The 14,340-nt window shown below is 70.4% G+C and carries 14 protein-coding genes; 4 read left to right on the top strand and 10 right to left on the bottom strand.

The features are described 5' to 3' along the window. Window positions 1-114: 114 nt before the first annotated feature. Complete coding sequence (locus tag BMZ92_RS17490; RefSeq protein ID WP_091508728.1) at window positions 115-954, bottom strand: helix-turn-helix transcriptional regulator; 840 nt, start codon at window positions 952-954, stop codon at window positions 115-117. Window positions 955-1,057: 103 nt separating this feature from the next. On the opposite strand from BMZ92_RS17490, the gene BMZ92_RS17485 reads away from it, so the two are divergent. Next, window positions 1,058-1,894, top strand: coding sequence for an NAD(P)-dependent oxidoreductase (locus tag BMZ92_RS17485; protein ID WP_091508726.1), 837 nt, complete (start codon window positions 1,058-1,060; stop codon window positions 1,892-1,894). A 23-nt stretch (window positions 1,895-1,917) separates the two neighbouring features. Beyond that, on the top strand, window positions 1,918-2,697 hold the full coding sequence (locus tag BMZ92_RS17480) for an SDR family NAD(P)-dependent oxidoreductase (RefSeq protein WP_091508724.1): 780 nt from the start codon (window positions 1,918-1,920) through the stop codon (window positions 2,695-2,697). Between the two features lie 4 nt (window positions 2,698-2,701). Here BMZ92_RS17480 and BMZ92_RS17475 read toward each other — a convergent pair whose 3' ends face one another. After that, window positions 2,702-3,325 (bottom strand): TetR/AcrR family transcriptional regulator, encoded by a 624-nt coding sequence (locus tag BMZ92_RS17475; protein WP_091508722.1) that lies wholly within the window; start codon window positions 3,323-3,325, stop codon window positions 2,702-2,704. 86 nt (window positions 3,326-3,411) lie between these two features. On the opposite strand from BMZ92_RS17475, the gene BMZ92_RS17470 reads away from it, so the two are divergent. Continuing rightward, a complete protein-coding gene (locus BMZ92_RS17470; protein WP_091508719.1) occupies window positions 3,412-3,765 on the top strand; it encodes a DoxX family protein in 354 nt (117 codons plus the stop codon). Between the two features lie 3 nt (window positions 3,766-3,768). On the opposite strand, the gene BMZ92_RS17465 is transcribed toward BMZ92_RS17470, so the two are convergent. The 8 genes from BMZ92_RS17465 to BMZ92_RS17430 form a co-directional block, all read right to left on the bottom strand. After that, on the bottom strand, window positions 3,769-4,596 hold the full coding sequence (locus BMZ92_RS17465; protein ID WP_091508717.1) for a DUF11 domain-containing protein: 828 nt from the start codon (window positions 4,594-4,596) through the stop codon (window positions 3,769-3,771). Between the two features lie 355 nt (window positions 4,597-4,951). Further along, window positions 4,952-5,185: a hypothetical protein gene (locus BMZ92_RS17460; RefSeq protein ID WP_091508714.1), complete on the bottom strand. Its 234-nt coding sequence runs from the start codon at window positions 5,183-5,185 to the stop codon at window positions 4,952-4,954. 160 nt (window positions 5,186-5,345) lie between these two features. After that, the gene (locus BMZ92_RS17455; RefSeq protein WP_091508711.1) at window positions 5,346-6,170 is read right to left on the bottom strand and encodes an alpha/beta fold hydrolase; all 825 of its coding nucleotides are present in this window, start codon (window positions 6,168-6,170) and stop codon (window positions 5,346-5,348) included. Window positions 6,171-6,187: 17 nt separating this feature from the next. Next, window positions 6,188-7,555 carry an alpha/beta hydrolase domain-containing protein gene (locus BMZ92_RS17450; protein ID WP_091508708.1) on the bottom strand — a complete coding sequence of 456 codons (1,368 nt, stop codon included), beginning with the start codon at window positions 7,553-7,555 and terminating at the stop codon, window positions 6,188-6,190. Continuing rightward, entirely contained in the window at window positions 7,552-8,541 is a 990-nt protein-coding gene (locus BMZ92_RS17445) for an oligopeptide/dipeptide ABC transporter ATP-binding protein (RefSeq protein WP_177228737.1), read from the bottom strand. The genes BMZ92_RS17450 and BMZ92_RS17445 overlap by 4 nt, the downstream gene beginning before the upstream one ends. After that, window positions 8,538-10,451: a dipeptide/oligopeptide/nickel ABC transporter permease/ATP-binding protein gene (locus BMZ92_RS17440; protein ID WP_091508707.1), complete on the bottom strand. Its 1,914-nt coding sequence runs from the start codon at window positions 10,449-10,451 to the stop codon at window positions 8,538-8,540. Before BMZ92_RS17440 ends, BMZ92_RS17445 begins: the two co-directional genes overlap by 4 nt. Beyond that, complete coding sequence (locus BMZ92_RS17435) at window positions 10,448-11,389, bottom strand: ABC transporter permease (RefSeq protein ID WP_091508704.1); 942 nt, start codon at window positions 11,387-11,389, stop codon at window positions 10,448-10,450. Before BMZ92_RS17435 ends, BMZ92_RS17440 begins: the two co-directional genes overlap by 4 nt. A 40-nt stretch (window positions 11,390-11,429) precedes the next feature. Next, window positions 11,430-13,013, bottom strand: a complete 1,584-nt coding sequence (locus BMZ92_RS17430; protein ID WP_091508701.1) for an ABC transporter substrate-binding protein — start codon at window positions 13,011-13,013, stop codon at window positions 11,430-11,432. Between the two features lie 338 nt (window positions 13,014-13,351). Between BMZ92_RS17430 and BMZ92_RS17425 the strand changes: the two genes are divergently transcribed. Then, a complete protein-coding gene (locus tag BMZ92_RS17425) occupies window positions 13,352-14,335 on the top strand; it encodes a PaaX family transcriptional regulator (RefSeq protein WP_091508699.1) in 984 nt (327 codons plus the stop codon). Window positions 14,336-14,340 lie beyond the last annotated feature (5 nt).

Here is a 14,340-nt window from a genome sequence, read left to right as displayed (position 1 = left end):
CCGACTGGACGACGTCGGCCAGTGCCTCCAGTCGCCATCGCTGGTCCGGGTCCTCGAGGTGCGGGTTTTCCGTCATGATCCGATCCTGGCGGAACCCCCGGCATTCAGGGCCGACTAACCCACCAGCGACTGCGTTCCCAGCACGGTGATCAGCGCCAGCCGGTCGGCGTCCTCACTGCCCGGTTCGGCCGTGTACACCATGATCCGCAGGTCGCTCCCGGACACGGTGAGCACGTCGCAGTCGAGGGTCAGCGCCCCGGCCCCGGGGTGGTCGATCGTCTTGCGGGCGGCCTCGTGGTGTCCCGCGACGGCGGCGTGCCACAGCCCCGCGAACCGCTCGTTCTGGCTGAGCAGGTCCGACACCAGCCGCTGGAGCCGCGGGTCGGCGGGGTAGCGCGCGGCGGTGGCGCGCAGGTCGGCGACGAGCGCGGTTTCCAATGCGTGCCGCGACTCCGGGGTGTGCCGGACGCGGTCGTTCAGGCCGAAGAAGTTGCGCCACACCGCGTTGCGCTCGTGGCCGTGCCACCCGGCCGGGTCACCCATGAGCGCCGCGTAGGGCTGGTTGGCCAGGAGCAGCGTCCACGCCGCGTCGAACACCGCGACCGGGGTGCCTGCCATCCGGTCCAGCAGCCGCTGCACGCTCGGCGTGAGGTACGCGGGCACGCACTCCGGCCCCGGCGGCTGGAGCCCGCCCAGCTGGAACAGGTGCCTGCGCTCCGCCGCCGACAACCGCAGCGCCCTGGCCAGTGCCTCGACCACCTGGACCGAGGGATTGGTCGCCCGCCCCTGTTCGAGGCGGATCACGTAGTCGACCGAAATGCCCGCCAGGTGCGCGAGTTCCTCACGGCGGAGCCCGGTCACGCGGCGCTGACCGCCCGAGGACAGTCCCGCGGCCTCCGGCGACACCCGCTCCCGCCACCGGCGGACCGCCTGCCCGAATTCCTTCGTCCCCACGAAGTCCAGTATGTCCTCGCCACCCCGGCGCCGCCTGGTACCGGCGTTCCCAGGAAGCCAGGGGGCCTGGCTGGCCACCGGAACAGGCGGCAACCTCGGTGCCATGGACACCGCGAGACCGACAGTCGGCTTCATCGGGCTCGGCGACCAGGGCCTGCCCATGGCCACGGCCATCGCCGAGGCCGGGTTCGCCCTGCACGCCTGGGCCCGGCGCCCCGCCTCCCTGCGGGGTCTGCGGGACGTGCCGCACGTCCGCCACGACAGCCTCCAGGAGCTGGCCGCGGCGTGCGACATCGTCGGGCTGTGCGTCAGCACGGACGAGGACGTGCTGAACCTGGTCACCGGCGGGCTCCTGGACGGGCTGCGTCCCGGCTCGGTCGTGGTCAACCACGGCACCGGCCTGCCCGCCAACGCCGTGCGGTTGACCGAGATCTGCGCACCCGCCGGGGTGGCGGTCCTGGACGCGCCGGTCAGCGGAGGGCGGCCGGGCGCCGAGGAACGGCGGCTCACCACCATGGTCGGCGGCCCGCGTTCCGCCGCGGACCGCTGCGAGCCCGTGTTCTCGTCGTTCTCCCGTCACGTCGTCCACCTCGGGGAGGCGGGTGCCGGACAGATGGCGAAGCTGTTCAACAACGCGCTGCTCATGCTGAACCAGGCCAACATCGCCGAAATCGTCGACCTGGCCGCGAAAGCGGGGGTGGACCCGGTGCGGCTGACCGGCGTGCTGAAGCTCGGCAGCGCGTCCAGCGCCGCGTTGACGCTGCTGAACACGATGGTGACGCTCGACGTCGTCGATCACCTGTCCGCCGTGGAGGCACTGGACATGGAGCTGTTCGACGCGGCGATACGCGAGTCCGGTGTGGACGCCCGGCCGGTCACCGAACGAGGGCTGGCCGGTGCGCGCGGCCTGCCCGGGCTGCTGCGCAGCCTCAACCCCTGAAAACTCCTGGAAAGGAAGAGAAGATGGACAAGCTCGCACTCGTCACCGGTGCCACCTCCGGCATCGGCAGGGCGTTCGCCGAACGGCTGGCGGCCGACGGTTACGACCTCGTGCTCGTCGGCAGGCGCAAGGAGCGCCTGGAGGAGTTCGCCGCGGCGCACCAGGACGTCAAGGTGCACACGGTCACCGCCGATCTGTCCACTCAGGACGGAATCGACGAGGTGGCCGAACTCTGCGCCACGGAACCGTTGACGCTGTTGGTGAACAACGCCGGTGTCGCGCACTACATGCCGCTCGCCGAGCTGCCGGCCGGGAAGGCGAGCGAACTGGTCAACGTCAAGGTCCTGGCGCCCACCCTGCTCAGCCGTGCGGCCGTGGGCGGGATGCAGGAGCGTGGTGAGGGAACGATCGTCAACGTCGCCGGCATGATCGCGTTCAGCGGCCCGGCGCCGCATTCGGTGATGCCGCGCCGGGCCGTCTACGGTGGCAGCCTGGCCTACCTGGTCGCGATGTCGCAGATCCTGAGCGCGGAGCTGGAGGGCAGCGGCGTCCGGGTGCAGGTCGTGTGTCCGGGTGTGGTCGCCACCGAGTTCCACGAGCGGCAGGGCATGGACCTGAGCGCGGTGCCGCGCATGTCGGCCGAGGACGTCGTGACCGCCAGCCTGCGCGGCCTCGAGCTGGGGGAGGTCGTCTGCGCCCCGGGTGTCGAGGACGCCAGCCTGCTGGAGGCGGTCTTCCAGGCCGACCTCGCCGCCTTCGGGGGCCAGAGCCCGGAGCTCGCCACGCGGTACCGGGCCGGGTGAGGTTTCAGGACACCAGCTGCGGCGTCCAGGTGGCCGGGGGCAGGGGCGCGGCGGCGCCGTCGGCCCGGAACGCGTCGATTGCCAGGGCGGCGAAGCGACGTGAGGCAGCGGCCGCCTCGTGCGGGTCGGTCGCCCTCACGCCGCTGTTGGCCATGATGATGAGGATGAGGTCCTGCACGACGAAGTCGGGGCGGAGCTTCCCGGCCGCCTTCGCGCGGCGGGCCAGTTCGGCCGCGTTCGCCAGGGTGCCGGCGCGGGTGTTGTCGAGCGCCAGCGCCTTGGGGTACGCGGAGAGGAACGCGGCCGTGCGGCCGCGGTCCTGGGCGTGCAGCTCGAACACCCGGATGACCAGGGTGCAGAACCCGTGCCACGGATCGGGATCGGCGAGCGCTTCCTCGACGATCGCGCCGCATTTGCCCATCTGCTCGGTGAAAGCCTCGGTGACGAGGGATTCCTTCGTCGGGAAGTGCCGGTACAGCGTGGCGGGACCGACGCCGGCGTGCCGGGCGATCTCCCGCATCGGCACGGCCAGTCCTTCCGCCGAGAACAGCGCGCGAGCCGCCTCCAGGATGCGGTCCCGGTTGTCGCGCGCGTCGGCCCGCGAGGAGCGGGTCAAACCGTCGGTCATGCTCTCACTTTAGGCAAACGGACGGGTGCTCCCGGTTAACTTCTCCGGTGCGGCCGGGCTTCGGCCGCACCGGACAAGGGATTGCGATGCACACGTTCTACGTCACGCTGACCGTCGTTTTCGGCTGTCTGTTGCTCGTGGTCGGTCCGCTGAGGTTGATCGGGCTCCGCGTCTTCCGCTCGAACGCCGACACGCTCCGCGTTCCGTACGGGCTGTTCCGCTACCTGGGGCTCGTCGAGTTCCTTGTGGGGGCGGGGTTGTTGATCGGCCTCGAGGTACGGCCGGTCGGCGTCGCCGCCGCTGTCGTGGTCGTTCTCGAGTCGGTCTTTTCCGTGGTTCTGCACCTCAGGATTCGCGAAGCCCTCACGAAGGTCGTCCGGTACGTCCCCACGATCGTCGTGGGTGCCGGGTTGCTGGTCGTGACCATCGCGGACCGGTGAGCGTCAGCGGCAGCTCACCAGCAGCGGCGTCAGCACGGTGCACGTGGTGCTCGCGGAGTCGTTCGACGCGACGGGATCGAGGCTCGCGGACGCCGTCTGCCGGGCCGTGAAGGTGTAGGGCAGCCCGAGCGAAAGCAGGCTCAGCGGCACGGAGAACGTGGCCGTCCGGGCCTCACCGGCGGGAACGTCGGGGAACGTGCACGCGACCGTGCCCGCTCCCGGCGTGCAACCGCTCGCGTTGAGGCCGGACGGCAACGTGGTGGTGACCACCGCGCCCTGCACCGGGCCCGGGCCGAGGCTGCGCACCGAAACCGTGAACTCCAGGCGTGGCACGAGCAGGCCAAGCTTCGGGGTGGCGGTGAGGCCCACGGCGCCGTCGGCCTTCGCGGTGACCGTGAGCGTGGGCCCGTCGACGGGCGGGGTCGCGTAGTTGCTGCCGGAAAGCTGCCCCTGCAGGGTTTCCCGCAGGTTCGGCGCGCCGGGGGCGATCCGCAGCGTGAAGGTGACCGTGGCGGAGGCGAACCCGTCCAGCGCTTCGGGCAGCGTCGCCTGGAAGCCGTTCGGCAGGGTCGTGCAGCTCGCCGAGCAGTCCACGAGCGACGCGTACCCCGTGAGGGCGTCGGGGGTGCTGAACAGCCGGACGGTCGGGTGCAGGATCGAGAAGTCGTGGACGTTGGTGACCTTTTCGGTGACGGTGACCGTGTCCCCGGCGAGCACAGACGCCTGCGACACGCTCGTCTCCACTTCGGCCGGGTCGGCGGCCGCCGACGGGGCCGAGGCCATCACGAGCCCGGCCGCGACCAGACCTGCCAGAACCGTGCGCTTGCGCATGGGCCACCTCTCCTTCGGCGTCGGACGGGTATTCGTCCAAGCGGCGGAATCCGTTACGCCGTGGGAAGAAGTACCGTGGAGGTGGGGTGGGGCGGGAATCGCTCACCGGGGGAGTTCCGGTTCGGGTAGTTCATGAGCCAGGCCGATGTGCTCGAACCCGCAGTCTTGACGCCTGCGGTGAGTCGGTTCGCGCGTCTGCAGGACCGCGACGCGTGGGACAAGGCGCTGACCTGCCGAGGGACACCGGCTGGTGTGCGGACGCCTCCCTACGGAGGATCGCCCGGTGACAAAAAATTGCCTGCGTCGTATGGCACCCCGAGATTGACTGCGGTAGCCGGTCAGAACGGCTGGCAGATCAGGATGGGTAGTCGCCGGGGGCGGCGATGACGCGGTAGTGGTAGTAGTCGCCCTCTTCGTGGTCCTTCATGGTGATGAACCCCGCGGTGTGGAGGAGCCGGAGGGTGGCGTCGAGCATGATTTCCCGGACGGTGATGCGGCGGCGGTACCTGGCCGTCCTTGCTTCCGGGGAGATTTCTTCGTTGGAAATTGCTTCCTCGAACTCGTTCCGAAGTTCCCAGTCCAAGGTCACGCCGAACGGATTAGTTTGATGGACATTGACGATGGCACCCGGGCTGTGTTCCATTTGAGAGCTGCCGGCGGGCGCGGTGGTCAGTTGACGCGATGTCGTCTCAACGGTCGGCGTGGGCCGGAGCCGGGAGCTCAGGCCCGGCTCCGGCTGGTACCCCGCCCTACCGCGCCTTCAGCTCCTCCAGGTACACGGCCACCTCCGCGACGAGCCGCTCCGGGCGTTCGCGGGCGATGAAGTGGCCTTCGTCTTCGAAGAGGACCGCCTTCGAGCGCCGGACGTTCCTCGCCGCGCGCAACGTGGACTCCGGCGAGATGACGCCGTCGCGCAGGCCGGCGAGGATGAGCACCGGCAGGTCGATCGTGCGCAGGATCGCCGCGAGTTCGTCGTTCGTCTTGGCTTCCGGGAACGGCATCCCCTGGTTGATCCGCGCCTCTTCGTCGCTGTACTCGAGGTGGTGCCGCACGAGCGCCGCGATCGTCTCCTCGCGGACAGCGGCTTGTTCCGGGGTGTCCGTGGCACCGCCGAGGATGCGGAACTGCTCCTCCAGCACCCCCGTGTCCTTCCGGTTTTCGACGATCGCGCGCCGGCCCGCCGACGACGACGTGTCCCCGGCACGGTCGTGCGGCGTGCCCACCACCGACACCAGCGCCTTCAGCCGCTCCGGGTGACGGCGCGCGATGTGCCAGCCGATCCCGGCGCCGTGCGACACTCCCGTGTAGACGAACCGCGACACGCCCAGGTGGTCGGCGAACGCGAGCACGTCGTCCGCCCACTGGTCGAGCCAGCCCTGCTCCGGCGGCGCACTGAGGTGGCTGGACCGGCCGAACCCCCGCGCCTGGATCGTGAACACGTGGCAGCCGGTGGGCGCGTCCGCGAGCACAGCCGGGTACCGGTCGAAGCCGGACGCGCTGGACAGCACCACCTCGTCACCGGTGCCGTACTCGTCGTACCACAGCTTGACGTCCTGCAACTCGAAGAAGGGCATGGGAAACCTCCGGAAATCTACGATGAGGGGAGCAAGTGCAGGGCGCGCTGCTCCGCCGCGACCAGCAGCGGTTCGACCTCGCCCCAGAGCAGGAAACCCTGATCCACCAGGGCGAAACAGCTTTCGCGGTACCGGGTGAGGTAGTCGTCGGCCGTGGGGTAGCGGCTGCTCAGCAGCTCGGCGGGGAAGGGAGTCATGTTGCCGGTCAGCCAGGTCATGGCCTCCGGCTCGATCATCGGCATCCACGGCGAGGGCACGCACGCCCCCGGCACCGGCGTGCTGTGCGGGTGGTACCGCGCGACGGGAACCTCCACCCACGGCGTGCGGATGCCGCCCAGGACGTTGCCCTGGTCGTCGCGTGCGAGGTCGCCGTCGGCGAACGTGAACCGGTCCGCTCGCGGAGGCGGCGTGCCGTCCGCGACCCACCGGTCCAGGAGCGAAAACACCGCGCGGGCCACGAAATCCAGCCGCGCATCGCTGGGGGTCTCGATGATCCGCTGGCTGGGCACCGGAAGCCCGCGGCGCCGGTACTGTTCCTGGTTCGTCAGAACGTGCCGCGGGCCGGTGCTGTCGTGCGAGGTGCCCGCGACCTGGTAGAGCCGGTAACGGTCGTCCGGCTCGTCGCTGTCCGGGCGCAGGACCGGTTCGTGGGTTTCCGACTCGGCCTCGCTGAGCAGTTCGACCACCGGGACGTCGTGCCCGCCGATGGTCCGCCGCGCGTCGTCCATCGGGGGCATGTCCGACAGTCCCGGGTAACCGGCGCGTTCCGCGCCGCCCGAGGAAATGGCGACCACGTACCCGTCGAACACCGGTGCGCCGCCGGGCAGGCGCCGCCGTTCGTGGAAACCTTCGCCGAGGAACACGCGGCAGAAGCTGCCGGTCATCGACCAGCCCGACAGGTACGCACGCGCGATTTCCGGCCCGTCCCAGAGCTTTCCGGTCCGCAGCGCTGTGACGACGTCGGCGACGATGTCGTAACGCAGGCTCGGCGCGGGGATCGAGAGCGAGCCGTACCGGCCGGGATCGAACTCGGTGCGCAGGGATTCGGCCATCCGCGGCTCCTGCGTGATGCCCACCCACGCCGCGCCGGTCCGCAGGATCCACGGGTGCAGCGCGCGCCACGTGGGTGCGGTGTCGTACTCCGGATGGAGCGGTTCGGCCTGCACGACCCCGTTGAAACGCGCGGGATCCACCGGTCGTCGGACGAGGATCCGCGTCGTGTAAGGAACTTCGCTGTCCTCGGCCACCGCGCGCATCCGCGAGTCGTACGTCCACGTCGTCGCACTGCCGCTGAAGAGGTACTCGTCTTCGCGGTACCCGGCGGATTCCAGGTCCACGCCGAAGCCGGTGCCGGGAAGCCGCGCGGTCCCGAGCGGCGCCGTCATGCCACCTCCTCGACCTGGACGGCCGGCAGGTCGCCGTGGCGGTGGCAGGTGACGATCCCGCCCGCAGCGCCCGGTTGGGGCACCGGTTGCCGCTGGAAACACGCGTCGACGGCGAAGCCGCAGCGGTGCGCGTACGGGCACGAGTCGGCCAGAGGCAACGCCGGGCCGCGCTGGACGCGGTAGCTCTCCCGCAGTTCCCGGCGTCGGCGTTGCCGCGCCGGGTCCTGCACGGGAGCGGCCGCCAGCAGCGCCCGCGTGTAGGGGTGCTGGGGCGACCGGACCAGCTCGCGGGCGGTGCCGGTTTCCATGACGCGTCCCCGGTAGAGCACGACGACGCGGTCGGAGATGTGCTCGACGACGCTCAGGTCGTGCGAGATGAACAGGTAGCTGACGCCCAGTTCGCGCTGGACGTCGGACAGCAGGTTGAGGATCTGCGCCTGGACGGACAGGTCCAGCGCGCTGACCGCCTCGTCGCAGATGACGAGCCGGGGCCGGACGACGAACGCCCGCGCGATCGCGATCCGCTGGCGCTGGCCGCCCGAAAACTGGGCGGGGTAACGGGAAGCGGCGCCCGCGGGCAGCCCGACCAGTTCCAGCATCTCCGCCACCCGCCGGCGCACCTCGGCCCTGTCCCCGCCTTTCCGGGCGAGCAGGGGCTCGGCCACGGTGTAGCCGACGGTCTTGGCCGGGTCGAGCGAGCTGACCGGGTCCTGGAAGACGACGCCCATGTCGGTGACCGGGGTGCGCCGCCGCACGCGCCGAGGGTCCAGCTCGACGCCGTCGAACCGGATCGTGCCCGAGGTGACCGGCGTGATGCCCAGGATCGCCTTGGCGATCGTGGATTTCCCGGACCCCGATTCGCCGACCAGCCCCAGCGTCTCCCCGGCGGCCACCGTCAGGTCGACACCGTCCACCGCGCGGAAGCTCTGCCGTCGTTTGACCGGGTAGTCGACGCACAGCCCCTCGACTTCGAGCAACGCGGTCACCGGCTCACCTCCTCGCCGAGCAGGGCGTCGATCCTGATGCAGCGCGAGATCCGGTCTCCGGAAAGCGCTTCCACGGGTATCGCTCCCTCCGTGCACTCCGGCCGCGCGAGGTCGCACCGGCTCGCGAAGCGGCAGCCGGTCGGCCATTCGTGTGGTGAGGGCACCGTGCCGGGGATGGCCCGGATGCGTTCGCCGAGCGGGGTGTTCTCCGGGCTGGACTGCAACAGCGCCCGCGTGTAGGGGTGCGCGGGCCTGCTGAAGATGTCCGCGGCGCTCGCGGTCTCGACCACCTGCCCGGCGTACATGACGACGACCTTCGTGCACAGGTCGGCGACGACACCCCAGTTGTGCGTGACGAGCAGGATCGCCATGTGGTTTTCCCGCTGCAGCGAGCGCAGCAGGTCGAGGATCTCCGCCTGCACGGTCACGTCGAGCGCGGTCGTGGGTTCGTCGGCGATGAGCAGCTCCGGCCGCCCGGCCAGTGCCATCGCGATCGCCACCCGCTGGGCCATCCCGCCGGAGATCTGGTGCGGGAACCGGCGGGCGACGCCCTCGGGGTCGGGGATCTCGACCATGCGCAGGAGCTCGACCACCCTGGCGCGCAACGCCGCGCCCTTGAGGTCGTCCACCGCGCGGACGACCTCGGCGACCAGCGACCCGATCCGGAAGGACGGGTCGAGCGCGGCCATCGGCTCCTGGGAGATCATCGCGATCCGCCTGCCGCGCAGCTCGCGGAACGCGCGCTGGTCCAGACCATGGATGGGCTTGCCGTCGAACACGACCGCCCCGGAGGCGATCCGGCAGTTGCGGGGCAGCAGGCCCATCACGGCACGCGCCGTCATGGTCTTGCCGCTGCCCGATTCGCCGACCAGGCCGACGGTTTCCCCGGCCTCGATGTCGAAGCCGACCCCGTCGATCAGGGCGAGCGGGTGCTCACCATCGGTCGCGACCGACAGGTCCCGCACCGAGAGCAGCACGTCTTCCCGCGGTGTGGCACCTGTGGCCGGGGCCGTGTGGCGCCTGCGCCGGGCGCGGGGTGCGGCGGCCTGCTTCTCCGCGTTGGCATCGCGGACGACGTCACCTAGCACGCCGAATGCGAGCACGGTGAGCGCGATGGTGACGCCGGGCGGCACGAGCATCCACGCGTCCTGGTTGAACACCGAAGCGGCGTCGGCGACCATGCCGCCCCACGTCGGCGCGGGCGGGGGCGGTCCCAGCGACAGGAACGTCAAACCGGTCTGCACCCCGAGCGTGACGGCCGCGAACAACGACGCCTGGACGACGATGACGCCGCGGCAGCGGGGGAGCACATGCCGCACGACGACCTGCAGCCTCGACAGGCCCATCAGCTCGGCCGCCGTCACGTACAGCTCCTCGCGTGCGGCGAGCGCCGCGCCGCGGACGACCCGCATCAGCCCCGCCGAGCCGAGCACGCCGAACGCGATCATGGCCGACGTCATGCTGCGGTCGAAGATCGACAGGACCGCCAGCAGGATGATGATGACCGGTACGGACATCACCACTTCCGCGACACGCATGGTTATCCGGTCGAAGGCGCCGCCGCGGTACCCGGCGAACAGTCCACAAGGGACAGCCACGACCAGCTGCGCGACGACGGCTTCCAGCACACCGAGCAGCGAGCTGCGGCCGCCGTGGAGCAGCCGGCTGAGCAGGTCGCGGCCCAGGCTGTCGGTGCCCAGCCAGTAGTCCCCCGACGGCCCCGCCCGGACCGCGGACAGGTGCTGCGCCAGCGGGTCGTACGGCGCGATGAGCGGCGCCAGCACGCAGGCGAGCACGAGCAGGACGAGGAACGCGACGGCGATCGCACCCCGGGGCGACGTGAGCACGGAGCGGACCAGGCTCGTGCCGGCCGCCGGAGGGGTGGCCGCCGGTTCGGGCACTGTGGTCATGACGCCCGCACCTTCGGGTTGAGCACGCCGTACGCGAGGTCGACGAGCAGGTTGATGACGATGACCACCACGGTGAAGTAGACGCCGATGCCGAGGATGACGGGCAGGTCGTGGTCCGTGGTGGCCTGCGTGGCGAGGCTGCCCAGCCCGGGGAGCACGAACACCCCCTCGACGAACACCGTGCCGCTGAGCATCGAGACCGCGACCACGCCCAGCACCGTGACCACCGGGATGGCGGCGTTGCGCAGGACGTGCTTGAACACGATCCGCGATTCGGCGACGCCGTTGCCGCGCAGCACCCGGATGTAGTCGGTGTCCAGCACGTCGAGCGCCGAGTCGCGGGCCTGCTTCGCCACCGCGGTGATCCCGAACAGGCTGAGCGCGATCACCGGCAGGACCAGCGAGCGCGCCCACTGCCCCGGCGACTCGGCGAACGGCACGTAGCCGGTCGCCGGGAACAGGCGCACCTTCACGGCGAACAACGCCACCAGGACGATCGCGACCCAGAAGTTCGGCAACGCCAGCCCGGCCAGCGACAGCACGTCGACGACGCGTGCGGCCGGGCCGCCGCGCACCGCGCTGAACAGGCCGAGCGCGGTGCCGACCACGGCGCTGACGACCACGCAGCACAGCACCAGTGACACCGTGATGCCCAGCCGCGTGTTCAGCGCCGACACGACGTCGTCGCCGGTGAACAGCGAGGTGCCGAGATTTCCGTGCAGTAGACCGGAAAGCCAGTTCCAGTAGCGTTCGGGCCACGGCTGGTCGAGCCCCATCTGCTGGTGCAGCGCCGCGATGCTCTCCGGGGTCGCGGCCTGCCCGAGCACGGTCTGCGCCGGATCGCCGGGCACGAGCGACTCGAGCGCGAACACCACCACCGAGACCAGCAGGATCAGCGGGATCGACAACGCGATCCGGTGGGCCAGCAGTTTCAGCACGGCAGTCGTCCTCCTTCCCGCGTCATCGGTTCCCCCTGGCCTACTTGTTCCGCCAGGCGAGTTCCGGCGTCGGCGCGACCGGCATCGGGTTGGGGTTGAGCTCCGAGGTCTTGACGTTGTCCAGCTTCGGGCTGACGTAGAGGAGGTTCTCGGTGGAGAAGACCGGCACGTACCAGGCGAGGTCCTGGTAGCGCTGCGAGGCCTGCTGGTACAGCCGGGTCCGCTCGGCACCGTCGGCCGCGAAAGCCTGCGCCAGCGTCGTGTCCAGCTGCTCGTCCTTGTGGCCGAACGGGTTGAACAGCCCCGCCGAGATCTGGTTGTGCACCTGGAACAGGTCGGTACCCGCGCTGGGGAAGATGATCGCGGCGTACTGCTTGCTCAGCGCGTCACCGGAGAACTGGCCGATGCCGGTGGCCTCCACGTGCAGGGTGGCCTTGATCCCGATGGCACCCAGAGCGTCCACAATGGCCTGTGAGTAGGTCGTGTTCCGGTCGATCACCGACTCGGTGAGGACGGTCAGCGGGAACCCGTCGGGGTAGCCGGCCTCCGCCATCAGGCTCTTCGCCTTGGCGAGGTCGTAGGTGTAGCCGGCCTCGGGGACGTACCCGTCGAGGCCCGGCAGCAGGACCTGCGTGCTGGGGCCGGCGTACTGGCCGCCCAGCGCGTTGGCCAGGCCCTTGCGGTCGAGCGCGTACGCAATGGCCTGCCGGACGCGGACGTCGCCCAGCGGCTTGCTGACCGTCCCCGCCGCGTCGGCGAGGATCAGGTTCCAGTTGAAGAACGGCGCCGAGAGGACCGTGAGGTTGGCCTGTTTCGCGGCGTCCACGGTGGCGGAGCTGCCGGCCGCGAACTGCACCTGCCCGGTCTGCGTGGCGGACAGCACCGCCTGCGCGTCCCCGATCACGCGGATGCTCACGCCGCCGAACATCTGGGCGGAGGGGTTGAAGTAGGCCGGGTTCTTGTCGTAGTCGTAGCGGCTGTTGGCCACCGACGTCTTGCCGTTGTAGACGTACTGCCCGGTCCCGTCGCTGGTGGTCAGCAGCGACTGCGGGTCGGCAAGGCCCTTCGGCCCGATGATCGAGCCGATCCCGTAGTACTGCGTCATGGTCATGGCGGCGTCGGGGTTCGCCGACTTGTACGTGACGCGGACCTTGTCGGGGGCCGCCGCCGTGATCGAGTCGATCGGCCCGGCGTTGCTGACGAGTCCGCCACCCGCCTTGAGGAAGTAGTTCATCGACGCGACGGCTGCGTCGGCCGTGAGCGGGCTGCCGTCGGTGAACTTGACGCCCTGGCGCAGGGTCAGCTCGAAGACCTTGTTGCCCTCGCCGACGTAGTGCCACTCGGTGGCCAGGTCCGGGACCAGCTTGCCGTCGCCGCTGAGGTAGATCAGCGGGTCGTAGGCGAGCGCGGTGTACATCGTGGACAGTCCGTTGCCGCCCAGCGCGGGGTTGAGGCTGATCGGCGGACCGGTGAACTGCAGGGTGAGCTTCGACGCCGAACCGCTGGACGGCGAGCCGCCGCCGGCCGGCGAACAGGCCGCGGCCGCGAACAACGCCAGTGACATCGCGGTGGCGGTGGCGAGCACAGCGGGGGCGCGCCGCCTGCCCGGCGAAAGTCTGCGCATCGTGTCCTCCTCGACACTGGGGAGCGGCCGAACGCCGGCTGCCCGGTGCGCGCGCAGCCGGTCGCCGTCCGGCGAGTGTGGGCTGGACCATAATCCGCAGATCTTCCGACTGTCAATGATTCTGTCGCGTATCGGTTGGAGCTGTGCTGTGGCGGCGGACGGGTTCGATGATGCACGTACCGTGACTGACAGGGAGTTTTCGGTAAAAACGCGGTACTTTGCCGTCACATCTTGTCAACTTGTGTCGTGCTAAGTCATGCTTGGACGAGTTCCGTCGCGCTGATGCGGCTGGCCCGATCGCAGGCCGGTTATGCTTCGTCGACCCGGGGGGTGATCGGATGACCGGCACGCAGCCGCCGCAGCTGCCGAGGTCGCAGGCGGGGACCTCCTCGCAGCACCTGCTGACCACGCTGCTCGGCGACTACTGGGTGCTGCGCGACGAGCACCTGCCCTCCGCCGCGCTCGTCGCGCTGCTGGGCGAGTTCGACATCGGCCTCACCGCGGCGCGCGCGGCGCTCAACCGGCTGGCCCGGCGGGGTGTCGTCGTCTCGTCGAAGGTGGGCCGCAACTCCTACTACGGTCTCGCGCCCGGCGCGTCGGACATGCTGCTGGCGCGGGGTTACCGGTTCATCTCGTTCGGCCAGGAGAACGAGTCCTGGGACGGCCGGTGGACGGTGGCGATGTTCTCGCTGTCGGAGCGCGAGCGCGATTCGCGCTACTCGGTCTACTCGCGCCTGCGGTGGCTGGGGTTCGCCCCGCTCTACGACGGCACGTGGGTGTCGGCCCGGCCGGTCGCCGAACAGGCCCGGCAGGAGTTCGACGAACTGGGTCTGCGGGAGGTCACCATCTTCCGCGCCACGGAGCACCCGCCGTCCGCGCGGCGCGCGATCGACGCCTGGGACCTCGACGAGATCGCCGCGCGGTACCACGAGTTCATCACCACGTACGGGCGCCTTCGCACGCAGGTCCGCGACGGGGACGTGGGTGCGAGCCAGGCGCTGTTGTCGCGCACGCACATCATGGACAGCTGGCGGAGCTTCCCGGGCATCGACCCGGACCTGCCGTCGAACCTGCTGCCGGCGAAGTGGCCGCGCCGCGAGGCGTACGAGATCTTCGTCGAGGTGTACAACACGCTGGGTTCCCTCGCGGCGATCCGGGTGCGGCAGATCGTGGAACGGTACTCGCCCGAACTCGCCGAACTGGTCACGTACAACACGACGGAGGACCTGCTCGACCTCAGCCGCAAGGCGCTGGAGCGGCGCATGGCGCAGCACGCCGCCGAAGGTGGCGGCACGACACTGGACCTCGACGCCACGGCCTGAGGTCG

Origin of the sequence: Amycolatopsis sacchari (assembly GCF_900114035.1) — a bacterium.
GTDB lineage: Bacteria > Actinomycetota > Actinomycetes > Mycobacteriales > Pseudonocardiaceae > Amycolatopsis_E > Amycolatopsis_E sacchari.
The sequence above is the reverse complement of the archived record's forward strand: the minus strand, read 5'-3'. Positions and strand labels throughout refer to the sequence as shown.

Coding starts and splice junctions, on each gene's coding strand:
- BMZ92_RS17475 (WP_091508722.1), bottom strand. CDS start 3,325: ATGACCGACGGTTTGACCCGCTCCTCGCGGGCCGACGCGCGCGACAAC.
- BMZ92_RS17465 (WP_091508717.1), bottom strand. CDS start 4,596: ATGCGCAAGCGCACGGTTCTGGCAGGTCTGGTCGCGGCCGGGCTCGTG.
- BMZ92_RS17470 (WP_091508719.1), top strand. CDS start 3,412: ATGCACACGTTCTACGTCACGCTGACCGTCGTTTTCGGCTGTCTGTTG.
- BMZ92_RS17455 (WP_091508711.1), bottom strand. CDS start 6,170: ATGCCCTTCTTCGAGTTGCAGGACGTCAAGCTGTGGTACGACGAGTAC.
- BMZ92_RS17450 (WP_091508708.1), bottom strand. CDS start 7,555: ATGACGGCGCCGCTCGGGACCGCGCGGCTTCCCGGCACCGGCTTCGGC.
- BMZ92_RS17430 (WP_091508701.1), bottom strand. CDS start 13,013: ATGCGCAGACTTTCGCCGGGCAGGCGGCGCGCCCCCGCTGTGCTCGCC.
- BMZ92_RS17485 (WP_091508726.1), top strand. CDS start 1,058: ATGGACACCGCGAGACCGACAGTCGGCTTCATCGGGCTCGGCGACCAG.
- BMZ92_RS17440 (WP_091508707.1), bottom strand. CDS start 10,451: ATGACCACAGTGCCCGAACCGGCGGCCACCCCTCCGGCGGCCGGCACG.
- BMZ92_RS17425 (WP_091508699.1), top strand. CDS start 13,352: ATGACCGGCACGCAGCCGCCGCAGCTGCCGAGGTCGCAGGCGGGGACC.
- BMZ92_RS17480 (WP_091508724.1), top strand. CDS start 1,918: ATGGACAAGCTCGCACTCGTCACCGGTGCCACCTCCGGCATCGGCAGG.